The organism is Propylenella binzhouense (genome assembly GCF_009866965.1).
In the GTDB taxonomy this organism is placed as follows: domain Bacteria; phylum Pseudomonadota; class Alphaproteobacteria; order Rhizobiales; family Afifellaceae; genus Propylenella; species Propylenella binzhouense.
In genome coordinates, this window is record NZ_SPKJ01000068.1 from 1 (window position 1) to 23,403 (window position 23,403).

Here is a 23,403-nt window from a genome sequence, read left to right on the forward strand (position 1 = left end):
CGCGAGCGCCGCGTCGATGGCGGCGGCGAGCACGTCGGCGCGGAGCACCATGCCGGCGCCGCCGCCCGCCGGCGTGTCGTCGACGGCTCGGTGCGCGCCGAGCCCGTGCTCGCGGATGTTCCGTGCCTCGAGCGACCAGGTGCCGGCGGCGAGCGCCTTGCCGGAGAGGCTCGCGCCGAGCGGCCCGGGAAACATCTCCGGATAGAGGGTGAGGACGGTGGCGCGAAAGCTCATGGCCCGGAGCGCTCGTCCGGATCCGCCCGCGCATCCGTCTCCGGCGGCAGGATGACCACCAGCCGGCCGGCCGCGAGGTCGACGACCGGCACCGCCGCCTTCGTGAAGGGAACGAGCCGCGAGGGCCCGCGCGGCGGCGCGATGTCGAGGAGGTCGCCCGCCCCGAAATCGTGGACCGCGACCACGGTGCCGAGCGGTTCGCCCGCCGCGCCGATCGCGTCGAGACCGATCAGGTCGGCGTGGTAGAACTCGTCCTCCTCCGGCGGCGGCAGCGTGCCGCGCTCGACATAGAGGTCGGTCCCGGTCAGCCGCTCGACATCCTCGCGGCGGTCGATGCCGGCGAACTTCACGACCAGCATCTCCTTCGCGGGGCGGAGACGCTCGATCTCGAACCGCCGGCCGTCCGCGGCGAAGAGCGGGCCGTAATCGGCGAGCGCGGCCGGATCGCCGGTGAAGCTCTTCACGCGCGCCTCGCCGCGCACGCCGTGCGGCGCACCGATGCGGGCCATGACGACCCGGTCGGGTCCGGCCATGCCGCCGCGCCCCGGCCCGCCGCCCTACTCGGCTGCGGCGCCTTCGGCCGCGGCCTCTTCGGCCTTCTGGCGGCGCGCCTCGGCGCGTTCCTTGGCCTTGGCGCCGGGCTCGGCCTTCTGCGGGTTGCTGCGGGCGGCGCGGCTCGCGAGGCCGGCGGCGGCGAGGAACCGGAGCACCCGGTCGGTCGGCTGCGCGCCGCGGCCGAGCCAATGCTGGATGCGCTCGATGTCGAGGACGACGCGCTCGGCGCTGTCCTTCGGCAGGAGCGGGTTGTAGGTGCCGAGCTTCTCGATGAAGCGGCCGTCGCGCGGCGCGCGCTCGTCCGCCGCCACGATGCGGTAGAACGGCCGCTTCTTCGAGCCGCCGCGCGCCAGTCTGATCTTCACTGCCATTTCTTCCGTCCTTCCGGTCTTCAGTCTTTGCGTTGATGCCGATGATTTCGGGTGCCGGTCCGCCCTGCCGTCCCGCCCGGGCCCGGCCCCGGCGGTGAGGGCGGTCTGCCGCTTCGTTCCGGCCGGCGTTCCCGCGCTATCTCTTCTTGCCCTTGCCGAGGCCGGGCAGGCCGCCGCCGCCAAGGCCGGGCAGGCCGCCGAGCCCGCCGGCGATGGAATTGAGGTTGCCGAGCCCGCCCAGCCCGCCGGGCAGCCCCCCGGCGCCGCCGCCGAGCCCGCCGAGCCCGCCTTTCTGGATCTGCTCGAGCATCGCCGGGTCGACCTGCGGCTGGCCGCCGCCGAAGAGCGCGCCGAGGCCGCCCTTCTGCTTGCCGAACTTCTTCATGAGGTCGGCCATCTGGCGATGCATCTTCAGCAGCTTGTTGACGTCCTGCACGTCGGTGCCGGAGCCGGCGGCGACCCGCTTCTTGCGGCTCGCATTCATCAGCGCCGGCTTCTGCCGCTCCGTGCGCGTCATCGAGGAGATGATGGCGATCTGGCGCTTGATGAGCCGGTCGTCGAGGCCGGCGCCCTCGAGCTGCTTCTTCATCTTTCCGATGCCCGGCATCATGCCGAGAATGCCGGACATGCCGCCGATCTTCTGCATCTGGCGGAACTGCTCAGCCAGATCGTCGAGATCGAACTCGCCCTTCTTGAGCTTCGCCGCCTGCTGCTTCGCCTTCTCGGCGTCGATCGTCTCGGCCGCCTTCTCCACCAGCGAGACGATGTCGCCCATGCCGAGGATGCGGTCGGCGATCCGGCCGGGATGGAAGTCCTCGAGCGCGTCCATGCGCTCGCCGACACCGATGAGCTTGATCGGCTTGCCGGTCACCGCGCGCATGGAGAGCGCGGCGCCGCCGCGGCCGTCGCCGTCGACGCGGGTGAGCACGATCCCGGAGACGCCGACGCGGGAATCGAAGGAGCGCGCGACATTGACGGCGTCCTGGCCGGTCAGCGCGTCGGCCACGAGCAGGATCTCGTGCGGCCGGGTCGCCGCCTTGATCTCCTGCATCTCGATCATCAGCGGCTCGTCGATATGGGTGCGGCCGGCCGTGTCGAGCATGACCACGTCGTAGCCGCCGAGCCGGGCGGCGTTCATGGCGCGGCCGGCGATGTCGACCGGGGACTGGCCGGCGACGATCGGCAGCGTCGCGACGCCGACCTGCTCGCCGAGCACGCGGAGCTGCTCCTGCGCGGCCGGGCGGCGCGTGTCGAGCGAGGCCATCAGCACCTTCTTGCGCTGGCGCTCGGTGAGCCGCTTCGCAAGCTTCGCCGTCGTCGTCGTCTTGCCGGAGCCCTGCAGGCCGACCATCATGATCGGCACCGGCGCGGCCGCGGCGAGGTCGACCGGCTCGGCCTCGGCGCCGAGCATCTCGACGAGCTGGTCGTGCACGATCTTCACGACCATCTGGCCGGGCTTCACCGAGCGGATCACCTCGGCGCCGACGGCGCGCGTGCGCACCTTGTCGGTAAAGGACTTCACCACGTCGAGGGCGACGTCGGCCTCGAGCAGGGCGCGGCGGACCTCGCGCAGCGCCTCGTTGACGTCGGCCTCCGACAGCGCACCGCGCCCGGTGATCTTGTCGAAGATGCCGCTCAGGCGGTCTGAAAGCGATTCGAACACGCGAACCTCAAAGCGTTAGCGCACCCGCGGGCGAGCATCGCTGGCGGGTGTTGGCCTCCGGCGTCGCGGCACCGGTCGGCGGGTCTCGGTTACGGACCTACGGAATTTCGGGTCGAGGCCTTACCGGAACAAGGGGACGGGGTCAAGGAAGGGCGCCGTGAGCGCGTATCTACGGCTACGGGGATCTGATATCAACTTTCCTGGTCGCGTGTGGATGAGGTTGGCTTAGAGGAGCCTTCAACGTGGAAACGCATACGGTGATAATCAGTGACTTCGATCCCGCAGAGAACGACCGCGTCAAGATTGAAGGAGACGCATGGGTGCCTTGTCGCATCTGCGCCGAGATTTTTCGGCGGGTTCGTCTGACGGCCAGATACTGCAATTCGTGCAATCGTGCGTTCTGCGAAGGTGAGCACGGCAGTTTTGCTGGGGGCGGACCGGCCGTGTGTGTGCGGTGCAATAGCTCCGAAAGGTTGTCAGCGGACGTTTAGCGCTGGCAGGCTGCTTACGGTCTTCCGCTCCTAGCGCAAACTAGAGCTGAATCCTACCAGTCTGGACAACGACTGATCTGCAGAGCAACCAGTTTACCCGCCCCCGTTCGCGCCCCTCCGCCGCTCCGCCCGCGCGCCGAGATAGCCGAGCGCGGCCATGACCGGAATGCCGATCGCGAGCCGCTTCAGCGAGAGCGGCGGCCGCCGAGTGTCGCCGCGCCCATCCGACGCGTAGGCGCCATCTCTTTCGCGCGCCGGGGCGCGTCTGCCCTCGCCGTCGCCGCCGTCCTCCGGCCGGTCGGGCCGCGCGGAATAGGCGTGACCCTTGCCGGGCTCCGGATCGTCGGCGGTCTTGCCGACCGTGTCCGCCATCACCGCGCCGCGCGCGCCGATCGGCCGCTCGGGGCCGGTCGTGGTGTCGTGGAAGGTCTGGTGCTCCATCTCGGAATTGATCTCGGCGCCGGCGATCAGGATGAAGCAGGAGATCCAGGTCCACATCATGAAGCCGATGACGGCGCCGAGCGAGCCGTAGGTCGCGCCGTAATCGGCGAAGTTCGCGAGATACCAGGAGAACAGGATCGAGGCGACGATCCAGACGATCGTGGCAAGCGCGCTGCCCCAGGTGACCCAGCGCCACTCGGCGCGCTCGCGGCTCGGGCCGATGCGGTAGAGCACGGCGATGGCGAAGGCGGCGACCAGGAAGAGCACCGGCCAGCGCAGCACCGAGATCAGCGTCTCCGCCATGCCGCCGAGGCCGAGGAGCGCGATGGCCGCCGGCACAATGCCGACCGCGGTGATGAAGAGGATGCCGACCAGGATCGCGCCGAAGGTGATGCCGAGCGTGATGAGGTTCAGCTTGAAGAATCCCCGCTTCTCCGTCTCGTCATAGGCGATGTTCATCGCCTCGAAGAGCGTCTTGATGCCGTTGTTGGCGCTCCAGAGCGCGAGCAGCAGGCCGAACACGAAACCGAAGGAGAGCGAGGACGTGTCCTGTTCGGCGAGGCGCTCCAGCTGGCTCTGGATCAGGTCCATCCCTCCCGAGGGCAGCACGCCGCCGAGGAACGCGATGTGGTCGGCGATGGTGACCGGATCGGCGACGAAGCCGTAGATCGAGACGAAGGCGGCGAGCGCGGGAAAGAGCGCGAGCAGCAGGTAGAAGGTCGTGCCGGCCGCAATCAGCGAGACGCGGTCGGAGGAGATCTCGTCCTTCACGCGCCAGAGGACGTCCTTCCAGCCCTTCCCGGGAATGTCTCCGGGGCGCCGGGCATTCCGGCCCCGGTCGGCTTCGGTTCGCACGAGATGTTCCATCCGGGAATCCATTGCTCCGCCTCGGGACCGCCACATTGCGGCATTGCGGAAACCGGCCGGGGCGCACGAAAGTTCCGGGCGGAAACAGGCTCTTAAGGTGCGCGCGCCGGCCGTTCTGGAAAGCGGGCGCGGATTCGGCCATATACGGGGCACGGAAAGAGCCATGCCCGCGATGATCCCCTTCCTGAAGATGAACGGACTCGGCAACGACTTCATGGTCGTCGACGCCCGCGCCGGCGCCGTGCGTCCGGAGCCGGCCGTGATCGCGAAGCTCGCCGACCGGCGGAGCGGCATCGGCTTCGACCAGTTCATCACGATCGAGGCGACCCGCTCCGGCGCCGACGCCTTCATGCGGATCGACAATGCCGACGGCGGCGAGGTGGCGGCGTGCGGCAACGCCACGCGCTGCGTCGGGGCTCTCCTGATGGAGGAGCGCGCGGCGCCGGCGGCGACGATCGAGACGCGGGCCGGGCTCCTCGCCGCGCGGCGGGCGGAGGGCGGCCTGATCTCGGTCGACATGGGCCGGCCGAGATTCGGCTGGCAGGACATCCCGCTTTCCGAGCCATTCGCCGATACCCGCGCCATCGAGCTCCAGATCGGCCCGATCGACAGCCCGATCCTCCATTCCCCCTCGGTCGCGAGCATGGGCAATCCGCACGCGATCTTCTGGGTCGACGACATCTGGGCCTACGATCTCGAGCGCTTCGGCCCGCTCCTCGAGAACCATCCGATCTTTCCCGAGCGCGCCAACATCTCGCTCGCCACCGTCACCGCGCCGGACGCGATCGCGATGCGGACGTGGGAGCGCGGCGTCGGCCTGACCCGGGCCTGCGGCACCGCCGCCTGCGCGACGCTGGTCTCGGCCGTGCGCACGCGCCGCACCGGGCGCGCGGCGACCGTCACCCAGCCCGGCGGCGACCTCCGCATCGCATGGGCGGAGGACGACCATGTCTGGATGACCGGCCCGGTCGAGACCGAGTTTGCCGGCCGCTTCGATCCGGCGACGGGCGCCTTCGCGCGCGATGCGGAGCCGGCAAGGACCGCCGGATGAGCGTCGAGATCATCACGTTCGGCTGCCGCCTCAACGCGTACGAATCGGAGGTGATGCGGAGCCGCGCCGCGGAGGCCGGCCTTTCCGACGCGGTGCTCGTCAACACCTGCGCGGTCACCGCGGAAGCGGTGCGCCAAGCGCGGCAGACGATCCGCCGCGCGCGGCGCGCGCATCCCGACCGCCCGATCATCGTGACCGGCTGCGCCGCCCAGACCGAGCCGGCGACCTTCGCGGCGATGCCGGAGGTCGATCGCGTCATCGGCAACGAGGAGAAGCTCCGCGCCGAAGGCTATGCGGCGATCCCGAGCTTCGGGCTCGAGCGCGAGGAGAAGGTCCTCGTCAACGACATCATGGCCGTGCGCGAGACGGCGCCGCAGCTGATCGACGGGCTGGCAGGGCGCGCGCGCGCCTTCGTCCAGGTGCAGAACGGCTGCGACCATCGCTGCACCTTCTGCATCATCCCCTATGGCCGCGGCAATTCGCGCTCCGTGCCGGCGGGCGCGGTCATCGAGCAGATCCGGCGGCTTGCCGAGCGCGGCTATCGCGAAATCGTGCTGACCGGCGTCGACATCACCTCCTGGGGCGCCGATTTGCCGGGCGCGCCGAAGCTCGGCGCGCTGGTCCGCGCGATCCTGAGGCACGTTCCCGACCTGCCGCGGCTCCGCCTCTCCTCGATCGATTCGGTGGAGGCCGACCCGGACCTCTTCCGCGCCCTCGCGGAGGAGGAGCGGCTGATGCCGCATCTTCATCTCTCGCTGCAGGCGGGCGACGATCTCGTCCTGAAGCGCATGAAGCGCCGGCATCTCAGGGCCGACGCCATCCGCTTCTGCGGCGAGGTCCGCCGGCTCCGCCCGGAGATCGCCCTCGGCGCCGACATCATCGCCGGCTTTCCGACCGAGACCGAGGCGATGTTCCGCCGGAGCCTCGACCTCGTCGAGGAATGCGGGCTCGCCTTCCTGCATGTCTTCCCCTTCTCGCCGCGGAAGGGCACGCCCGCGGCCCGCATGCCCCAGGTCGAGCGCGCGACGGTGCGCGAACGCGCGAAGCGGCTCCGCGATGCGGGCGATGCGGCGCTCGGCCGCCGGCTCTCCTCGGAGATCGGCAAGGTCCGGCGGGTGCTGATGGAGCGGCCGGATCTCGGGCGCAGCGAGCATTTCGTGCCGGTGCGGACGGAAGGCGCGCCGGGCGCGGTGGCAAGCGTCCGGATCACGGGGATTTCCGGGCACGAACTCGTCGGCGAAGCCGTCCGGGAGGCAGCCTGATGGCCGAGCCGAGGAAGAAGGGCTTCTTCGCCAGGCTGTTCGATGCCGGGGCTCCGGAGCCGGAGCCGGAGGCGCCGGCGCACGGGCCGGCGGCACCGGAGGCCGGGCGGCCGGAGGAGAATGCAGCACCTCCCCCGCCCGTCGGCACGGAACGCGCGGCGGAGCCGGCGGTGCCGGCGGCGCTCGGGGAGAAGGGCCCGCCGCCCGCCTCGCCTGCCGCGACCGAGCAGCTGCCGACGGAGACCGTCGTCACGCCGCCGCCCTCGCCCCCGGAAGCCGTGCCGGCGGAAGCCGGCGCCGAAGCCTCCGGGCCAGCCCGGCAGAGCTGGTTCCAGCGGCTGAGGTCCGGCCTTTCGCGCTCCTCGCAGAGCCTCACCTCCGGCATCACCGGCGTCTTCACCCGGCGCAGGCTCGACGAGGCGACGCTCGAGGAGTTCGAGGACATCCTGATCCAGGCCGATCTCGGCCTTGCCACCGCGACGAAGATCACCGACGCGCTCAGGCGGGACCGCTTCGAGCGGCAGGTGACGGACCAGGAGGTCCGCACCGTTCTCGCCGACGAGGTCGCCAAGGCGCTCGACCCGGTCGCCAGGCCGCTTCCGATCGACGCCTCGAAGAAGCCCTTCGTGATCCTGATGGTGGGCGTGAACGGCTCCGGCAAGACCACGACCATCGGCAAGCTCGCGGCCCGCTACCGCGCCGAGGGCCGCACGGTGATGCTGGCCGCCGGCGATACGTTTCGCGCCGCGGCGATCGAGCAGCTGAAGATCTGGGGCGAGCGGACCGGCAGCCCCGTCGTGGCGCGCGCGACGGGCGCGGACGCCGCCGGCCTCGCCTTCGACGCGATGGTCGAGGCGAAGAAGGCGGGCGAGGACCTCCTGATCATCGACACGGCCGGCCGGCTCCAGAACAAGGCCGAGCTGATGGGCGAGCTCGCCAAGGTCATCCGCGTCATCCGCAAGCACGATCCGGAGGCACCGCACGCCGTGCTCCTCACGCTCGACGCGACGACGGGACAGAACGCGATGTCTCAGGTGGAAGTGTTCCGCGACCAGGCCGGCGTGACCGGGCTCGTCATGACCAAGCTCGACGGCACTGCGCGCGGCGGCATCCTGGTCGCCATCGCGGCGAAGTTCGGCCTGCCCGTCCATTTCATCGGCGTCGGCGAGCAGGTCGACGACCTCCAGCCCTTCTCGGCCACCGAATTCGCGCGCGCCATAGCGGGGCTCGATCGATGAACGCATTCGAAGACAAGCCGAACGATCCGCGCCACGTCGCCCTCAACCCGTTCCTGAAGCTCGCCCTCGAGCTCGGCCCGCTGATCGTGTTCTTCTTCGCGAACGCGCGCGCGAACATCTACGTCGCCACCGGCCTCTTCATGGTCGCGACCCTCGTCGCGCTCGGCGCGTCCTGGTGGCTCACGCGCAAGCTTGCGATCATGCCGGTCGTCACCGGCATCGTCGTGCTCGTGTTCGGCGGGCTGACGCTGCTCCTCCAGGACGACGTCTTCATCAAGATGAAGCCGACGATCGTGAACAGCCTGTTCGGCGCGATCCTGCTCGGCGGGCTCGCCTTCGATCGGCCGCTCCTCGGCTACGTCCTCGATTCCGTCTTCCGGCTCGACGATGCGGGCTGGCGCAAGCTGACGCTGCGCTGGGGCATCTTCTTCTTCGTGCTCGCCGTCCTCAACGAGATCGTCTGGCGCAACTTCTCGACCGATGCCTGGGTCACCTTCAAGGTGTTCGGCATCATGCCGCTCACGGTCGCCTTCACCCTGACGCAGATGCCGCTGATCAGCCGGCACGCTCTCGAAGAGCGGTCCTGACCTGGCGCGGCGCGGGCCGGTCGGCGATCTGCCGGGCGCGCAGGAGTTCCTCGAGCACCGTGCCGCTCCCGCCCTCGACGAAGAATGCCGGAATGACGAGCGTGACCTTGCTCGGCGCCCGGCGGCCGGCCCCGAGCCCGTGCGGCTGCTCCTGCACGTCGACCTTCACGGTCGCGAAGCCCCCGCGGATGGCGGTGACCTCGCTCCAGGCGACCCGCAGGGTGCCGCGCCACGAGCGCAGCAGGAGCTTGGTCTGGTCGCCGGCCACCAGCGGCTCCTGGGAGAAGCCGAGAGCGCTGACCCGCCAGGCGAGCACCAGCGCCAGGAAGAGAACGCTGCCGGCGAGAAGAAGCTGTGCGAGAAGGGGCGCGGAGGCGAAGGCCGGCTCGAGCCCCGACGGCATCGTCCAGAGCTGCGCGCCGTGCGGGCTCCGGATGATCGCCAGGATGTCGAGGAAGAGCAGGACGGCGATTGCGAGAAGCACCGCCGTGCAGAGCACCGTCCGCGCGAAGGAGGCATAGAGCACGACATGGCCCCTGAGCCGGGTCCAGACCTCGCCCCCTCCGCGCCTGCCGAAGCCGCGCGCCTCCCCGCCCTCCGAACCGGGCCGCCTTTCGTCATCCATGCCCGCTCATTTTGGGCGCCGGCGGCGGGGCTGCCACGGTAGCGAACGGGGTAAGGTGTGCGAAGCGTTAACGCGGCGCAGGCTGCTCCGCGCCGAGCGCGCGCTCCAGCGCCGGCACGAGATCGGTGGCGACCGTCTCCCGCGAGAGCGGACCGATGAACTTGTGGACGATGATGCCGTCCCTGACGATGAACGTCTCGGGCACGCCGTAGACACCCCAGTCGATCGCTGCGCGGCCGTCGCGGTCGGCGCCCACGAGCTCATAGGGATTGCCGAGGGCGCCGAGGAAGCGCTGCGCGTTCTCGGGCAGGTCCTTGTAGTTGATGCCGACGACCTTGAAGCGTGCGTCCTTGGCGAGCTCGACGAGAAGCGGGTGCTCCGCCCGGCAGGGCGCGCACCAGGAAGCCCAGATGTTCACCAGGAAGACGCCGGACTGCAGCATCTCGCCGCTGAGGCCCTCGCCGCTTTCGATCGGCGGCAGCGAAAAGTCCGGGACCGGCTTGTTGATGAGCGCCGAGGGGATGCGCGAGGGATCGCCCTCCCCGAGCCGCATGTAGAAGAGAAGCGCGAGCGCGAGGAAGCCGAGAAGCGGCAGCAGCACCCACAGGCTGCGGAAGCGGCCGGGCTTCTCCGGCACGGCCTCGGGCGTGGTCTCGGTCACGGATTGGTCCTTTCGGCGGTTCGGCCGCGCCGCTCCGCCTCGAGCCGGTCGAGCCGGCGCTTCTGCGTGCGGTTGTCGGCGACGACCCAGGCGACCAGGCCGGCGACCACGGCGGCGGCGACCGCATAGGCCGCCACGATGTAGCCGAGATGGTTCACAGCCCGCCCTGGGCGGCCGCGGCGGCCGCTCCGACCGGGCGGCGATGCGCCGCCACGAGCTGGGCGGTGCGCAGGCGCCGGCGGAAGATCTCGGCCCGCATCGCGGCAAGATGGAGCGCGACGAAGAGGAGCGTGAACCCGACCGCCATCACCAGAAGCGGCAGGAGCATGCTCGGATCGATGCTCGGCCCGCCCATGCGCAGCACGCTTGCCGGCTGGTGCAGCGTGTTCCACCAGTCCACCGAGAACTTGATGATCGGTATGTTCACGAAGCCGACCAGGATCAGGACCGCGACGATTCGCCCCGCCCGCGCCGGCTCCTCGAAGGCGCGCCAGAGCGCGATCAGGCCGAGATACATGATGAGGAGCACGAGCACGGAGGTGAGGCGCGCGTCCCACACCCACCAGGTGCCCCAGGTCGGCTTGCCCCAGAGCGACCCCGTGACGAGCGCCATGAACGTGAAGGCGGCGCCGATCGGCGCGGCCGCCTTGGCCGAGACGTCGGCGAGCGGGTGGCGCCAGACCAGGGTCCCGACCGCCGAGACCGCCATCAGCGTGTAGCAGAACATCGCCAGCCAGGCCGCCGGCACGTGGATGTACATGATGCGCACGCTGTCGCCCTGCTGGTAGTCGGCCGGCGAGGCGAAGAGCGAAAGGTAGAGGCCCGCCGCGAGGCAGAGCGCGCTCGCACCGGCGACCCAGGGCAGCACGCGCCCCGAGAGGCCCAGGAACCGGGTCGGGTTTGCCAGCTGCGTCAAGCTCCACATGGCGCCTCAGATAGCGAGGCGAGCCGGGCGCGGCAATGCGGGTCGCGCCGCCCGTCTCATTCGAGCCCGAGCTTCAGCGCGAAGGCGGCCGTCGCCGGGGCGAGCGCCGCTGCCATGAGCGTGCCCGCCGCAAGGAGCAGGAAGGGCGCCGTGAAGGGTTCCGGGTCGGCGATCGCGCCGTTGGTGGCAGAAACGCCGAAGATCAGCACGGGAACCGCGAGCGGCAGGACGAGCACCGCGATCATGGTGCCGCCGCGCGCGAGCCCTGCGGTGAGCGCGGCCCCGACCGAGCCGATGAGGGTGAGCGCCGGCGAGCCGACGAGGAGCGTGAGCGTGACCGCGCCGAGCGCGAGCGGCTCGACATCGAGAAGGAGGCCCAGCACGGGTGCCGCGACGACGACGGGAAGCCCGGTCGCGAGCCAGTGTCCGATGGTCCGGGCGAGGACGAAAAGCACGAGCGGCTCGCCCGAGACGATGAAGAGGTCGAGCGTGCCGTCCTCGCGGTCGGCGGCGAAGAGCCGCTCGAGGCCGAGCAGGGAGGCGAGCAGCGCGCCGATCCAGAGGATCGCTGGCCCGATCCGGCCGAGAAGATTGAGATCGGGCCCGACGCCGAACGGGATGACGGTCACGACCGCCAGGAAGAAGACGAGGCCGACGATGGCGCCGCCGCCGGCGCGCAGGCTGAGGCTGAGCGTCTGGCGGACGATGGCGAAAAAGCCGCTCACGCGCTTTCCCCGAGCGTGAGCGAGCGGGTCGCCGCCACCGGCAGCTCCAGATGCGTCGCGGCGATCACCGCGCCGCCCGCGGCGACGTGCCCGGCGATCATCGCCCCGACGAGCGCCTCGCCCTGCCTGTCGAGCGCGGAGGTCGGCTCGTCGAGGAGCCAGAGCGGGCGCGCCGCGAGAAGCAGGCGCGCAAGGCCGGCCCGGCGGCGCTGGCCGGCCGAGAGCACGCCCACCGGCAGGTCGAGCGCATGCTCGATGCCGACCCGCGCCGCCGCCTCGAACTCCGCCGCCTCCCCGGCACCGCCGCCGAAGATCGCGCGCCAGAAGCCGAGCGTCTCGCGGAGCGTCAGGGCCGGCTTGAGCGCGTCGGCATGGCCGAAATAATGGAGCCGCCCGCCCTCCTCCGGCGCACCGGCGAAGCTGAGCCGCCCGGACGCGGGCGGCAGGAGGCCAGCGACGAGCCTGAGGAGGCTCGACTTCCCGGACCCGTTCGGCCCTCGCAGCGCCAGGATCTCGCCCGGCCCCACGCTGAAGCTGACATCGGTGAAGACGGTCCGGCCGCCCCGTTCGCAGACGAGATGCTCGCCGAGGGTGGTCATCGCCGGAAGCGGCCCCCGCAGAAGGGCGTCCGGTGAGCGCATCGGCGAGGGCGGGGCGAGATCGGGCAAGAAGAAGCCTTCCGGGCGTCGGCGGTCTGGCTTCCGCTTACAAAATCCCCTATAAGCCCGGCAACCGGCGAAGGGTAGGCGCTCCTTCCCGCCGGGCAACAGCCAACGATCTCGACCGCGCGGAGGCGCATGCCTGCCTTGACGAAGGCTGGTGGCGGACGCGGCAGAGCGTGCCCGAGGAGCCAATCGTGAGCAAACCCCTAGACACCTTCAACGCGCGCCGCACGCTCGAAGTGGGCGGCAAGACCTATCACTACATGTCGCTGCCGGAAGCCGAGAAGAACGGTCTCGCCGGCATCTCCCGCCTGCCGTTCTCGCTGAAGGTGCTGCTCGAGAACCTGCTGCGCTTCGAGGACGGCCGCACGGTCACGGCCGACGACATCCGCGCCGTCGCCTCGTGGCTCGAAACGCGCTCCTCCGATCGCGAAATCGCCTACCGCCCGGCCCGTGTCCTGATGCAGGACTTCACCGGCGTTCCCGCGGTCGTGGACCTCGCCGCGATGCGCGACGCCACCGCCAGTCTCGGCGGCGATCCGCGCCGGATCAATCCGCAGGTGCCGGTCGACCTCGTCATCGACCACTCGGTGATGGTCGACTACTTCGCCAGCGAGGGCGCGTTCAAGAAGAACGTCGATCTCGAATACGAGCGCAACGGCGAGCGCTACGTCTTCCTGCGCTGGGGCCAGGAGGCGTTCGACAATTTCCGTGTCGTGCCGCCGGGCACCGGCATCTGCCATCAGGTGAACCTCGAATATCTCGCGCAGACGATCTGGACCCGCGACGTGCGCGAGGACGGCCAGGCGATCACCTACGCCTATCCCGACACGCTCGTCGGCACCGATTCCCATACCACCATGGTGAACGGCCTGTCGGTGCTCGGCTGGGGCGTCGGCGGCATCGAGGCGGAGGCGGCCATGCTCGGTCAGCCGATCTCGATGCTCATCCCGGAGGTGATCGGCTTCCGGCTCGACGGCAGGCTGCCGGAGGGGACGACCGCGACCGACCTCGTGCTGACCGTCACGCAGATGCTCCGCAAGAAGGGCGTCGTCGGCAAGTTCGTCGAGTTCTTCGGCCCCGGCCTCTCGAACCTCAGCCTCGAGGACCAGGCGACGATCGGCAACATGGCGCCGGAATACGGCGCGACCTGCGGGTTCTTCCCGATCGACAACGACACGATCAACTATCTGAGATCGACCGGTCGCGACGCCGACCGCGTGGCGCTCGTCGAGGCCTATGCCAAGGCCCAGGGCATGTGGCGCGCCAACGACACGCCCGACCCCTACTTCACCGACACGCTGGAGCTCGACCTCTCCACCGTCGTGCCCTCGCTCGCCGGGCCGAAGCGCCCGCAGGACCGCGTCGCGCTCTCCGATGCCGCGCCGGCCTTCGTCAAGGCGGTGGGCGACATCCGCGGCCCCGACGCAGGCTCCCTGAAGGCGGTCCCGGTCTCCGGCGCGAACTACGAGATCGGCGACGGCCACGTCGTCATCGCGGCGATCACTTCCTGCACCAACACCTCGAACCCGAGCGTGCTGATCGGCGCCGGCCTCCTCGCGCGGAAGGCGCACGAAAAGGGTCTCACCGTGAAGCCGTGGGTGAAGACGTCGCTCGCGCCCGGTTCGCAGGTGGTGACCGACTATCTCGAGAAGTCCGGCCTGCAGGACCATCTCGACGCGATGGGCTTCAACCTCGTCGGCTACGGCTGCACCACCTGCATCGGCAATTCCGGGCCGCTGCCGGAGCCGATCTCCGAGGCCATCAACGACAACGATCTCGTCGCCTGCGCGGTGCTCTCGGGAAACCGCAACTTCGAGGGCCGCGTCAATCCGGACGTGCGGGCGAACTATCTCGCCTCGCCGCCTCTCGTCGTCGCCTATGCCATTGCCGGCACGCTGACCAGGGACATCACGCGCGAGCCGCTCGGCAAGGACAAGGAAGGCAACGACGTCTATCTCAGGGACATCTGGCCGTCGGCCGCGGAGATCGCCGCGATCATGCGCCAGGTCATCGGGGAGGACCTGTTCCGCACGCGCTACGGCGACGTCTTCAAGGGCGATGAGCACTGGCGCGGCATCAAGGTCGAGGGCGGGCTCACCTACAAGTGGTCGGATTCCTCCACCTACGTGCAGAACCCGCCCTACTTCGAGGGCATGACGGAGACGCCGGAGCCGATCACCGACGTGCACGATGCCCGCGTGCTCGCCCTCCTGCTCGATTCGATCACGACCGACCACATCTCGCCGGCCGGCTCGATCAAGCGCGACAGCCCGGCGGGCGACTACCTGATCTCGCACCAGGTCCGGCCGGTCGACTTCAATTCCTACGGCTCGCGCCGCGGCAACCATCAGGTGATGATGCGCGGCACCTTCGCCAACATCCGCATCCGCAACCAGATGCTGCAGGGCATCGAAGGCGGCTACACGGTCCACTATCCGTCCGGCGAGCGGATGCCGATCTACGACGCGGCGATGAAGTACCAGGCGGAGAACGTGCCGCTCGTCATCTTCGCCGGGCGGGAATACGGCACCGGCTCCTCGCGCGACTGGGCGGCGAAGGGCACCCGGCTCCTCGGCGTACGCGCGGTCGTGGCGCAGTCCTTCGAGCGCATCCACCGCTCGAACCTGGTCGGGATGGGCGTGCTGCCGCTCGTCTTCCAGGAAGGGACGAGCTGGCAGTCGCTCGGCATGAAGGGCGACGAGATGGTGACGATCGAAGGGCTGGCCGAGGTGAAGCCGCGGCAGATCCTCGACGCCAGGATCGTCTTCGGCGACGGCCGTGCGGAAACGGTGCCGCTCACCGTGCGGATCGATACGCTCGACGAGCTCGACTATTACCGGAACGGCGGCATCCTGCACTACGTGCTCAGGAACCTCGTCAAAGAGGCGGCCTGACGCCATCGGCGCACCCGGGATCGGGTGCGCCTTCCTCCCGACGGCGCGGTCACCCCATCGTGACCGCGCCGCAGCGATCGTGACTGGAGCGCGATCGAGGGGACGACTAGCTACTTCGTCATGATCCGAGCCGGTCGAATCGCCGCCGCACTCTCGCTCCTCCTGGCCTCCGCCGGTGTGGCGGCAGCCGGGCCGCGCGCGGTCGTCGAACTCTTCACGAGCGAGGGATGCTCCTCCTGTCCGCCCGCTGACGCATATCTCGCCGAGCTCGCCGAACGCGACGACGTCCTCGCGCTCGCCTATCACGTCGACTACTGGGACTATCTCGGCTGGCGGGACACGCTCGGCCGGCAGGAGAACACCGAGCGGCAGCGCGCCTATGCGGAAGCGCGCGGCGACCGGCGGGTGTTTACGCCGCAGATGATCGTGAACGGCTCACGCTCCTATGTCGGAAGCCGCAGCGACCAGATCGCGGAGGCGATCGCCGGCTCCGCCCTGCCCGTCCCCGTGGACGTGCGCCGAACGCCCGACGCCACGATCGAGATCAGGATCGGCGGGGGCCGCGAGGCCGGGCACCGGCGAACTACGGTCCGCTTCGTCCGCTACAAGCACCAGGAGACGGTCACGATCACGCGCGGCGAGAATGCCGGCAAGCGGATCGAGTACCGCAACGTCGTGACCAGCATCCGCACGATCGGCATGTGGAAGGGCGAGGCGGTGACGGTCAGCCTCCCCGCCGAGGAGGTGATGTCGGGCGGCTCCGACGGCTGCGCGGTCATCGTGCAGGAGGATGCCGGCGCCGGCCCGGGCGCGATCCTTGGCGCGGCCGAGCTGGACTGGCCGTCGAGCTGACCCGCTCTCCCGGACAGGGGGCCCGGCTATCCGCCGGCGCGGATCTTCTCGATCAGCGTCTCCACCGTCGGAAGGATGTTCTGCACGATCCGGCCCACGCCCTCGGCCGTCGGATGCATGCCGTCCGGCTGGTTGAGGGCGGTTTCCGCCGCCACGCCTTCGAGGAAGAAGGGATAGAAGAGCACGTCCTCCTCCCTCGCGATGGCGGGAAAGATCGGATCGAAGGCGGCGGCATAGTCGGCGCCGAGATTGCGCGGCGCGAGCATGCCGGCGAGCAGCACCGCCTGGCCGCGCGCCTTGAGCTTGCGCACGATCTCCGCGATCGCCGTGCGGGTGATTTCCGGGGCGACGCCCCGGAGCGCGTCGTTCGCCCCGAGCTCGACGATGACGCCGTCGGCCTCCGCCGGAACGGACCATTCGAGCCGCGCGAGCCCCGCCGAGGAGGTGTCGCCCGACACGCCGGCATTGGCGACCGTCACGTCGTAGCCCTTCTCGCGCAGCGCCTTTTCGAGCTGCTCGGGAAAGGCCTCGCCGGGATCGAGGCCATAGCCGGCGGTGAGGCTGTCGCCGAGGGCGACGAGCGCGACCGGCTCGGCCCGCGCGCGCTCCGTTCCGGCCGGAACGAGGGCGGCGACGGCGCCGAGAACGCACAGAAATCGGGCTTTGACCTTCATTGCGGCGGACCCATATCGGGGCGGTCCCGAGCTATATAGGCGGCCCCTCCGTGAGTGCACCCGCGATCCTGCTGGAAAATGTCGATCTCACGCTCGGGAGCGGCGCGGCGCGCGTCCACGTTCTCCAGGATCTGAGCCTCGCCGTGGGTGCGGGCGAAACGCTCGGTCTCGTCGGGCCGTCGGGATCCGGGAAGTCGACCCTCCTGATGGTGATTGCGGGGCTGGAGCGGGTCGACAGCGGCCGCGTGGTGGTCGCGGGCTGCGACTATGCCGGCCTCGGCGAGGACCGGCTCGCGGCCTTCCGCGGCGAGACGATCGGCTTCGTGTTCCAGGCCTTCCACCTGATGCAGACCATGACCGCTCTCGAGAATGTCGCGGTGCCGCTCGAGCTCGCCCACAAGAGCGACGCCTTCGCGCGTGCACGGCACATGCTGGAGCGGGTCGGGCTCGGCGGCCGGCTTTCCCACTACCCCGCCCAGATGTCGGGCGGCGAGCAGCAGCGCGTCGCCATCGCGCGGGCGCTCGCGGTCGAGCCCGCGATCCTCATCGCCGACGAGCCGACGGGCAACCTCGATTCGGCGACGGGCGCGGAGATCGCCGACCTCGTCTTCGCCACCGCCGCCGAGCACAGCACCACGCTGGTGCTCGTGACCCATGACGAGAAGCTCGCCGGGCGCTGCGACCGCATCGTGCGGATCGCCTCCGGACGGATCGACCGCGACGCCGGCCAGCCGCTCCGCCGGAGCGCCGGCGCCGGCCGATGAACGGCGCGCGCCTGCCCCTCGTCCTCCGCCTCGCGCTCCGCGAGCTTCGCGGCGGGCTCGCCGGCTTCTACGTCTTCCTCGCCTGCATCGCGCTCGGCGTCGGCGCGATCGCCGGCGTGAACTCGGTCTCGCGGGCGCTCACCGACGGCATCGCCGTGGAGGGCCGTGTCATCCTCGGCGGCGACATCGCGTTCTCCCTCATCCAGCGCGAGGCGGATGCGGAGGAGCTTGCGTTCCTCAGGGAGCGCGGCGAGGTCGGCACGATCGCGACGCTCCGCTCGATGGTCCGCCGCACGGACGGCGAGGGCCAGGCGCTCGTGGAGCTGAAGGCGGTCGATTCCGCCTATCCCCACGGCGGAACGCTCGAGACCGACCCGCCGGGCGAGGCCGCCGACCTCCTCGGCGCGAAGGACGGCACCTATGGCGCGCTCGCCGCGCCCGAGCTCCTCGACCGGCTCGGCGTCGCGGTCGGCGACGCCGTCTCCCTCGGCGGCGGCACCTTCCGGATCCGCGGCACGATCCGCGCCGAACCCGACCTCCTGTCGACCGGGATCGGCTTCGGCCCGCGCCTGATGGTCTCGATCGACGGCCTGCGCGGGACCAGCCTCCTGCGGCCCGGCAGCCTCGTGACCTGGCACTATCGCGTCCGTCTTCCGGGCGGCGAGGACCGTGCCGTCATCACGCGGACGGCGGAGCAGGCGAAGCGCCTCTTCCCCGAGGCCGGATGGGGCATCCGCTCGCGCGAGAACGCCTCGCCGAGCCTGTCCCGCAACATCGTCCGCTTCTCGCAGTTCCTGACGCTCGTGGGCCTCACCGCATTGGTCGTCGGAGGCGTCGGCGTCGCCAATGCGGTCGCGAGCTTCGTGGACCTCAAGCGGCCGGCGATCGCGACGCTGAAATGCCTCGGCGCCAGCCGCCGGCTGGTGTTCCGGCTCTACCTGCTCCAGATCGTGCTGATCGCCCTTCTCGGCATCGCCGCCGGCCTCGCGATCGGCGCGATCCTGCCCTTCGTCGCGAAGGCGGCGCTCGCCGGCATCCTGCCCGTCGGCGCCGCGCCGGACATCTATCCGCGCGAACTCGCGCTCGCTTTCCTCTACGGGCTCCTCGTGGCGGTCGCCTTTTCGCTCTGGCCGCTCGGGCGCGCGCGCCAGCTTCCCGCATCGGGCCTCTTCGCCGACCGCGCGCTGCATGCGCCCGTGCGGCCGCCGGCCGGCTTCCGGATCGTGCAGGCCGCGCTCTTCGCCGCCCTCGCCGCCCTCGCGGTCGCCCTCTCCTCGGACCGGTATCTCGCGGCGGTCTATGTCGGCGGGGTGGTGGCGAGCTTCGTCGTCCTGCGGGCGGTGTCCGCGGCCGTCATATCGGCGGCCCGCCGCTCCGGCTCGGCCGGGCCGATGACGCTGCGCCTCGCGATCCGCAACATCCATCGCCCCGGCGCCCTCACCGGCAGCGTCGTGCTCTCGCTGGGGCTCGGACTGACGCTCCTCGTCACGCTCGCGCTCATCGACGGCAACATCCGCAACCAGATCACCGGCACGATCGCCGAGACCGCGCCCGACTTCTTCTTCGTCGACATCCAGAACGCGGAGAAGGATGCCTTCGAGGCGCGGCTGGCGGCGCTCGCACCGCAGGGCAAGGTCGCGATGGTGCCGATGCTGCGCGGGCGCTTCGTCTCGATCAAGGGCGTGCCGGCGAGCGAGATCGACCCGCCCGAGGAGGCGCGCTGGGCGCTGCGCGGCGATCGCGGCCTGACCTATTCCGACACGCTTCCGGAGAACTCGCGGCTCGTCAGCGGGTCCTGGTGGCCGGCCGGCTACGAGGGCGAGCCGCTCGTCTCCTTCGAAAGCGAGATCGCCGATGCGCTCGGGCTAAAGGTCGGCGACGAGATCACCGTGAACGCGCTCGGGCGGAACGTCACGGCGAGGGTCGCGAACACCCGGTCGGTGGAATGGGAATCGCTCTCGATCAACTTCGTCATGGTGTTCTCGCCGAACACCTTCCGGGGCGCGCCGCACGCCTATCTCGCGACGCTCCGGCTCCCCGGGAACGGTGATCCGGCGCGCGACGACGCCATCCTGCGGGACGTCACCACCCGCTTTCCGGCAATCACCTCGATCCGGGTCAGGGACGCGCTCGACGCCGTCAACGCGGTGGTCGCCGACCTCGCGCTCGCCGTCCGCGTCGCGGCCTCGCTTGCGATCGTCGTCTCCATGCTCGTCCTCGGCGGCGCGCTCGCCGCGGGCCACCGGCAGCGCCGGCAGGACGCCGTGATCCTGAAGACGCTCGGCGCCACGCGCCGGACGCTCCTCACCGCGTTCTCGCTCGAATACGGCGTGCTCGGGCTCGCGACGGCGGTCTTCGCGGTCGCGGCCGGCTCGGTCGGCGCCTGGTACGTCGTCAGCCGGATCATGCGGATGGACTTCACGATGATGCCGACGGTCGCCCTCTCCGCCGTTCTCCTCGCGCTCCTCGTCACGCTCGGTCTCGGCCTCGCCGGCACCTGGCGGATCCTCTCCGTCAAGGCCGGTCCCTATCTCCGGAACCTCTGAGTTGCTCTCGCTTTCGTGAGCGTCCTTTGCCGGCAAGCCACACTTGTTGTTGATTGTCGCAACCGCCATATTGTGCGCACGCTCCGTAATGGGGCCGTTACGCATAGGAGGAGTTCAATGGCTGAATACGATCGGCGGTACGCCACTGCCGTTCGCACTGGGGCCGGAGCGCGGGTGGAGGGCATCGACGCGGGTCTCCGCGCCTTCATGCTCGGCATCTACAACAACATGGCGATGGGCCTGGTCGTCACCGGCCTCGCCGCGATGGGCACGTACTACCTGGCAGCCACGAACGCCGCGATCGCCCAGGCGATCTATGGCAGCCCGCTGCGCTGGGTCATCATGTTCGCCCCCCTCCTGTTCGTCTTCGCCTTCTCGGCGGGCGTGAACCGGATGTCGCCAGGCACGGCGCGGCTGACGTTCCTCGCCTTCGCCGCGGTCATGGGCATTTCGCTCTCGTGGATCTTCATCGTCTTCACGGGCGCGAGCATCACCCGGACCTTCTTCATCACGGCGGCGGCGTTCGGCGGCCTCAGCCTCTACGGCTACACCACCCAGCGCGATCTCTCCGGCTGGGGGTCGTTCCTGATCATGGGCCTCATCGGCCTGATCCTCGCCTCGCTCGTGAACCTGTTCCTCGCCTCCTCGGCGCTGCAGTTCGCGGTATCGGTGATCGGCGTGCTGCTCTTCGCGGGCCTCACCGCCTACGATACGCAGCGGCTGAAGGTCATGTACGACTACGTGGCGAACGACACGGTGGCGGCCGGGCGCGCCTCGGTGATGGGCGCGCTCCAGCTCTACCTCGACTTCATCAACCTCTTCATGTTCCTGCTGCAGTTCATGGGCAACCGCGAATAGCGGGAACATCGGACGGACGATCGGACGCGGCGCTTCGGCGCCGCGTTTCGTTTCTGCCTGCCGGTTCAGCCGGAGACGAGCGTCAGGCGCGGCTTGTCGAGCACGCGCAGCACCGTCGCGAGGTCGTGTCCGCGCTTCAGGATGGCGCCGGCCGCGCTCACGACCCGGAAGGCGCCCTGCTTGCGCGCCCATGCCGGCACCTTCTCCACGCGGTAGATCGGCATTTCGCTGGTCCGTCGGAAGATGGAGAAGACGGCCCGATCCTGCAGGTGGTCGATGGCGTAGTCCCGCCACTCGCCGGCGGCGACCTGCCGCCCGTAGATCCTGAGGATGACGTCGAGCTCGCGGCGGGTGAAGGCGACGAATCTCGGCATCGCCGAGGAGGCCGTGGGCGGCCAGGCCCGCGGCCGGACGGTAGACCAGTCTTCCGATTCGCTCACCGGGGGCGCCTCCTTGTCATGTGGTCGACAAGTAAGGACGATCCGGAGGTGATGGGCAATGGCTTTGCGCAAAGCTTGGGCGGACCGTTTCGAATTTCCGCATTGCCGCCCGATTTCCGCCCTTCGAACGCCATGTCCCGCGCCCACCGTCGGAACCTCCGGGTCGCGCAGGCGCCGGGTTGCCCCCAGCCCCGTCGCCTCCGGTCCGGAGTGCTTTGTACAATCCCCCAATGACAGCCTGGCCGACCGAAAGGTCGGCCTTCTCTTTTGGGGAGCGTCCGGATCCATCTTCTCGGCCGCGCATGCTGGCCTATCATCAAGGGTGATCGACCGATTCGGGAGGCTCGGATGCCCAGGCTTTTCACCGCCCTCGAACTGCCGGCCGACGTGGTTTTCTCCCTTTCGCTCCTGCGCGGCGGACTGCCCGGGGCGCGCTGGATCGATCCCGAGAACTATCACGTCACCTTGCGCTTCATCGGCGATGTCGACGAGCGGATCGCGGACGAGATCGCCTCCGAGCTGGTGCGGGTCTCGCGTCCGCAGTTCGAGCTTGCGCTTTCCGGGCTCGGCGCCTTCGGTTCGCGCAGCCCGCATGCCCTCTGGGCCGGGGTGAAGGGCACGCCCGCTTTGAAGGAACTGCAGGCCGAGCACGAGCGGCTGATGCAGCGGATCGGGCTCGAACCGGAGCGCCGCCGCTTCACCCCGCACGTGACCCTCGCGCGCCTGCGCCATGTGAGCGAGGCGGAGGTGGCGAACTATCTCGCGCTCCGCGGCGGCTTCGCGACGCCCGCCTTCCGGGTCGGGCGCTTCGTCCTCCTCTCCTCGCGCGCCTCCAGGGGCGGCGGCCCCTACATCATGGAAGAGGCCTATCCGCTCGCGGCCTGACGCGGCGGCTTTTCTCACGCGAAGAGGCCGTGGAGATACCAGGCCGGAGCGTTCGTCTCGAAGCCGTAAAGGCCGCTGCGGAAGATCCAGAAACGCCGGCCCGCGGCATCCTCGACCCGGAAATAGTCGCGGGTGAAGGCGCCCTCGTCTTCGACCCGCCACCATTCCGGCGCGATCCGTTCCGGCCCTTCGGCCCGCGCGACGTCGTGGATCACGCGGCGCCAGCGGAAACGGAGCGGCGGACCTTCGGGCACCTCGGCCAGGACCTCCACCGGCTCGGGCCGCGACAGGAGCCGGAGCGGCCGGTCCGTCGGCTCGTCCGGATCCGGTGCATCCGCTGGCCAGTCCGCCCGTGCGCCGTCTTCCGCAAAGGGACGCACCGCGACGGCCCGCTCGGGAATGTGCGATTCGACAGGCAGAAGCCGCGCCACCCGCCTTGCCCCCAGCCGCGCCCCGAGCCGGTCGACGAGCTGTTCGATCTCCGCCGAGGCCTCCGCGGTCCCGCCGAGATCGATCTGCGACGGCCCGAGCGCCTCCGCCCGCTCGACCGAGAGGCGGGCGAGGTCGAAGCCGAAGCCCGGATCGATGGCCTCCCCGAGCGCGGCCAGCCGTTCGGCGAACAGGGCCTCGATCCGGTCCGGCGCCCTCAGCGGGTTGGCCGTGCCGAGGGAGACCCGGACGATGCCGCCGTCGACCCGGAACAGCATGAACTGCAGCGCACGCGCGCCGAGGCCGCGCTCCTCGAGCGCCGACGCGAGCGAATCCGCCAGCATGCGAACGATCGTCCGGACGAAGCTCCCCTCCACGACCGGTTCTGCGAAGCGGCGCTCGACGGAGAGGACGGGGGGCGGAAGGCGCGGCGAGAGCACCTCGTCTTCCGCGCCGAGCGCCTGGTCGAGACGGCGCAGGAGGCTTGCGCCGAAGCGGGCGGCGAGCGGCGCGCGCGGCTGGCCGGCGACTTGGCCGATGCGCTTCAGGCCGAGCCGGTCGAGGAGCATGCGCTGCTCCTCCGTGATCCGGAGCGCCGCGACCGGCATGCCGGCGAGCGCCGCAGCCTCCCCGCCGGGCGCGAGGACGGCCGGTCCCGAGAAGCGCGCCGCGGCCCAGGCCGCCCCTGCGGTCGAAGCGA

Annotated in this window: 23 protein-coding genes and 1 pseudogene; 10 read left to right on the forward strand and 14 right to left on the reverse strand. The window is 70.3% G+C overall.

Annotation, left to right across the window (positions count from 1 at the left end; all coding sequences use genetic code 11):
* The 5 genes and pseudogenes from E4O86_RS16440 to E4O86_RS16460 all read right to left on the reverse strand — a co-directional run.
* Nucleotides 1–234 (reverse strand): annotated as a pseudogene (locus E4O86_RS16440) (tRNA (guanosine(37)-N1)-methyltransferase TrmD); the annotation flags it as partial.
* Entirely contained in the window at nucleotides 231–767 is a 537-nt protein-coding gene (gene rimM / locus E4O86_RS16445; RefSeq protein ID WP_161141643.1) for a ribosome maturation factor RimM, read from the reverse strand. The gene rimM and the pseudogene E4O86_RS16440, both read right to left, overlap by 4 nt.
* A 24-nt stretch (nucleotides 768–791) precedes the next feature.
* Complete coding sequence (gene rpsP / locus E4O86_RS16450; protein WP_161141644.1) at nucleotides 792–1,160, reverse strand: 30S ribosomal protein S16; 369 nt, start codon at nucleotides 1,158–1,160, stop codon at nucleotides 792–794.
* Nucleotides 1,161–1,296: 136 nt separating this feature from the next.
* A complete protein-coding gene (gene ffh / locus E4O86_RS16455) occupies nucleotides 1,297–2,823 on the reverse strand; it encodes a signal recognition particle protein (RefSeq protein WP_161141645.1) in 1,527 nt (508 codons plus the stop codon).
* A 584-nt stretch (nucleotides 2,824–3,407) separates the two neighbouring features.
* Complete coding sequence (locus tag E4O86_RS16460) at nucleotides 3,408–4,622, reverse strand: YihY/virulence factor BrkB family protein (protein ID WP_343039179.1); 1,215 nt, start codon at nucleotides 4,620–4,622, stop codon at nucleotides 3,408–3,410.
* A gap of 163 nt (nucleotides 4,623–4,785) precedes the next feature.
* Between E4O86_RS16460 and dapF the strand changes: the two genes are divergently transcribed.
* Genes dapF through E4O86_RS16480 form a run of 4 tightly spaced genes read left to right on the forward strand, consistent with a single transcriptional unit; the run spans nucleotide 4,786 to nucleotide 8,760 of the window.
* On the forward strand, nucleotides 4,786–5,673 hold the full coding sequence (gene dapF / locus E4O86_RS16465; RefSeq protein WP_161141647.1) for a diaminopimelate epimerase: 888 nt from the start codon (nucleotides 4,786–4,788) through the stop codon (nucleotides 5,671–5,673).
* Nucleotides 5,670–6,935, forward strand: coding sequence for a tRNA (N(6)-L-threonylcarbamoyladenosine(37)-C(2))-methylthiotransferase MtaB (mtaB, locus tag E4O86_RS16470; protein ID WP_161141648.1), 1,266 nt, complete (start codon nucleotides 5,670–5,672; stop codon nucleotides 6,933–6,935). The genes dapF and mtaB overlap by 4 nt, the downstream gene beginning before the upstream one ends.
* Nucleotides 6,935–8,173 (forward strand): signal recognition particle-docking protein FtsY, encoded by a 1,239-nt coding sequence (gene ftsY, locus E4O86_RS16475; protein WP_161141649.1) that lies wholly within the window; start codon nucleotides 6,935–6,937, stop codon nucleotides 8,171–8,173. Before mtaB ends, ftsY begins: the two co-directional genes overlap by 1 nt.
* Entirely contained in the window at nucleotides 8,170–8,760 is a 591-nt protein-coding gene (locus tag E4O86_RS16480; RefSeq protein WP_161141650.1) for a septation protein A, read from the forward strand. Before ftsY ends, E4O86_RS16480 begins: the two co-directional genes overlap by 4 nt.
* On the opposite strand, the gene E4O86_RS16485 is transcribed toward E4O86_RS16480, so the two are convergent.
* From E4O86_RS16485 to ccmA, 6 genes are all read right to left on the reverse strand, one after another.
* Nucleotides 8,729–9,385 (reverse strand): hypothetical protein, encoded by a 657-nt coding sequence (locus E4O86_RS16485; RefSeq protein WP_161141651.1) that lies wholly within the window; start codon nucleotides 9,383–9,385, stop codon nucleotides 8,729–8,731. The two genes, E4O86_RS16480 and E4O86_RS16485, sit on opposite strands and share 32 nt — an antisense overlap.
* A gap of 67 nt (nucleotides 9,386–9,452) precedes the next feature.
* Nucleotides 9,453–10,046, reverse strand: coding sequence for a DsbE family thiol:disulfide interchange protein (locus E4O86_RS16490; RefSeq protein ID WP_161141652.1), 594 nt, complete (start codon nucleotides 10,044–10,046; stop codon nucleotides 9,453–9,455).
* Nucleotides 10,043–10,204, reverse strand: a complete 162-nt coding sequence (gene ccmD / locus E4O86_RS16495) for a heme exporter protein CcmD (protein ID WP_161141653.1) — start codon at nucleotides 10,202–10,204, stop codon at nucleotides 10,043–10,045. Before ccmD ends, E4O86_RS16490 begins: the two co-directional genes overlap by 4 nt.
* A complete protein-coding gene (locus tag E4O86_RS16500; protein ID WP_161141654.1) occupies nucleotides 10,201–10,971 on the reverse strand; it encodes a heme ABC transporter permease in 771 nt (256 codons plus the stop codon). The genes ccmD and E4O86_RS16500 overlap by 4 nt, the downstream gene beginning before the upstream one ends.
* A 56-nt stretch (nucleotides 10,972–11,027) precedes the next feature.
* A complete protein-coding gene (gene ccmB, locus E4O86_RS16505) occupies nucleotides 11,028–11,696 on the reverse strand; it encodes a heme exporter protein CcmB (RefSeq protein ID WP_161141655.1) in 669 nt (222 codons plus the stop codon).
* Nucleotides 11,693–12,364 carry a heme ABC exporter ATP-binding protein CcmA gene (gene ccmA / locus E4O86_RS16510; protein WP_343039180.1) on the reverse strand — a complete coding sequence of 224 codons (672 nt, stop codon included), beginning with the start codon at nucleotides 12,362–12,364 and terminating at the stop codon, nucleotides 11,693–11,695. The genes ccmB and ccmA overlap by 4 nt, the downstream gene beginning before the upstream one ends.
* A 188-nt stretch (nucleotides 12,365–12,552) precedes the next feature.
* Between ccmA and acnA the strand changes: the two genes are divergently transcribed.
* Together acnA and E4O86_RS16520 are read left to right on the forward strand one after the other, a co-directional pair.
* Nucleotides 12,553–15,255, forward strand: a complete 2,703-nt coding sequence (gene acnA, locus E4O86_RS16515; RefSeq protein ID WP_161141656.1) for an aconitate hydratase AcnA — start codon at nucleotides 12,553–12,555, stop codon at nucleotides 15,253–15,255.
* A gap of 120 nt (nucleotides 15,256–15,375) precedes the next feature.
* Nucleotides 15,376–16,107: a DUF1223 domain-containing protein gene (locus E4O86_RS16520; RefSeq protein ID WP_161141657.1), complete on the forward strand. Its 732-nt coding sequence runs from the start codon at nucleotides 15,376–15,378 to the stop codon at nucleotides 16,105–16,107.
* A 26-nt stretch (nucleotides 16,108–16,133) separates the two neighbouring features.
* Here the strand turns inward: E4O86_RS16520 and E4O86_RS16525 are convergent, their stop codons facing one another.
* The gene (locus E4O86_RS16525; protein WP_161141658.1) at nucleotides 16,134–16,781 is read right to left on the reverse strand and encodes an arylesterase; all 648 of its coding nucleotides are present in this window, start codon (nucleotides 16,779–16,781) and stop codon (nucleotides 16,134–16,136) included.
* Between the two features lie 50 nt (nucleotides 16,782–16,831).
* Between E4O86_RS16525 and E4O86_RS16530 the strand changes: the two genes are divergently transcribed.
* The 3 genes from E4O86_RS16530 (at nucleotide 16,832) to E4O86_RS16540 (ending at nucleotide 20,949) form a co-directional block, all read left to right on the forward strand.
* A complete protein-coding gene (locus E4O86_RS16530) occupies nucleotides 16,832–17,545 on the forward strand; it encodes an ABC transporter ATP-binding protein (RefSeq protein WP_343039181.1) in 714 nt (237 codons plus the stop codon).
* Nucleotides 17,542–20,091, forward strand: coding sequence for an ABC transporter permease (locus E4O86_RS16535; RefSeq protein WP_161141659.1), 2,550 nt, complete (start codon nucleotides 17,542–17,544; stop codon nucleotides 20,089–20,091). The genes E4O86_RS16530 and E4O86_RS16535 overlap by 4 nt, the downstream gene beginning before the upstream one ends.
* A 117-nt stretch (nucleotides 20,092–20,208) precedes the next feature.
* Complete coding sequence (locus E4O86_RS16540) at nucleotides 20,209–20,949, forward strand: Bax inhibitor-1/YccA family protein (protein WP_161141660.1); 741 nt, start codon at nucleotides 20,209–20,211, stop codon at nucleotides 20,947–20,949.
* Nucleotides 20,950–21,014: 65 nt separating this feature from the next.
* Here the strand turns inward: E4O86_RS16540 and E4O86_RS16545 are convergent, their stop codons facing one another.
* On the reverse strand, nucleotides 21,015–21,323 hold the full coding sequence (locus tag E4O86_RS16545) for a DUF2794 domain-containing protein (RefSeq protein ID WP_161141665.1): 309 nt from the start codon (nucleotides 21,321–21,323) through the stop codon (nucleotides 21,015–21,017).
* Between the two features lie 414 nt (nucleotides 21,324–21,737).
* Here E4O86_RS16545 and thpR point away from each other — a divergent pair, with 414 nt between their 5' ends.
* Nucleotides 21,738–22,274 carry an RNA 2',3'-cyclic phosphodiesterase gene (gene thpR / locus E4O86_RS16550; protein ID WP_161141661.1) on the forward strand — a complete coding sequence of 179 codons (537 nt, stop codon included), beginning with the start codon at nucleotides 21,738–21,740 and terminating at the stop codon, nucleotides 22,272–22,274.
* Between the two features lie 14 nt (nucleotides 22,275–22,288).
* Here thpR and E4O86_RS16555 read toward each other — a convergent pair.
* Nucleotides 22,289–23,403, reverse strand: a 1,115-nt coding sequence (locus E4O86_RS16555; RefSeq protein ID WP_161141662.1) for a DinB/UmuC family translesion DNA polymerase, incomplete at its 5' end; no start/stop codon positions are given.

Bases quoted from the DNA above. Each gene is read 5' to 3' on its own strand.
- rimM (WP_161141643.1), bottom strand. From the start codon at position 767: ATGGCCGGACCCGACCGGGTCGTCATGGCCCGCATCGGTGCGCCGCAC.
- rpsP (WP_161141644.1), bottom strand. From the start codon at position 1,160: ATGGCAGTGAAGATCAGACTGGCGCGCGGCGGCTCGAAGAAGCGGCCG.
- E4O86_RS16460 (WP_343039179.1), bottom strand. From the start codon at position 4,622: ATGGAACATCTCGTGCGAACCGAAGCCGACCGGGGCCGGAATGCCCGG.
- dapF (WP_161141647.1), top strand. From the start codon at position 4,786: ATGCCCGCGATGATCCCCTTCCTGAAGATGAACGGACTCGGCAACGAC.
- mtaB (WP_161141648.1), top strand. From the start codon at position 5,670: ATGAGCGTCGAGATCATCACGTTCGGCTGCCGCCTCAACGCGTACGAA.
- ftsY (WP_161141649.1), top strand. From the start codon at position 6,935: ATGGCCGAGCCGAGGAAGAAGGGCTTCTTCGCCAGGCTGTTCGATGCC.
- E4O86_RS16480 (WP_161141650.1), top strand. From the start codon at position 8,170: ATGAACGCATTCGAAGACAAGCCGAACGATCCGCGCCACGTCGCCCTC.
- E4O86_RS16485 (WP_161141651.1), bottom strand. From the start codon at position 9,385: ATGGATGACGAAAGGCGGCCCGGTTCGGAGGGCGGGGAGGCGCGCGGC.
- E4O86_RS16500 (WP_161141654.1), bottom strand. From the start codon at position 10,971: ATGTGGAGCTTGACGCAGCTGGCAAACCCGACCCGGTTCCTGGGCCTC.
- E4O86_RS16520 (WP_161141657.1), top strand. From the start codon at position 15,376: ATGATCCGAGCCGGTCGAATCGCCGCCGCACTCTCGCTCCTCCTGGCC.
- E4O86_RS16525 (WP_161141658.1), bottom strand. From the start codon at position 16,781: ATGAAGGTCAAAGCCCGATTTCTGTGCGTTCTCGGCGCCGTCGCCGCC.
- E4O86_RS16535 (WP_161141659.1), top strand. From the start codon at position 17,542: ATGAACGGCGCGCGCCTGCCCCTCGTCCTCCGCCTCGCGCTCCGCGAG.
- E4O86_RS16540 (WP_161141660.1), top strand. From the start codon at position 20,209: ATGGCTGAATACGATCGGCGGTACGCCACTGCCGTTCGCACTGGGGCC.
- E4O86_RS16545 (WP_161141665.1), bottom strand. From the start codon at position 21,323: ATGCCGAGATTCGTCGCCTTCACCCGCCGCGAGCTCGACGTCATCCTC.
- thpR (WP_161141661.1), top strand. From the start codon at position 21,738: ATGCCCAGGCTTTTCACCGCCCTCGAACTGCCGGCCGACGTGGTTTTC.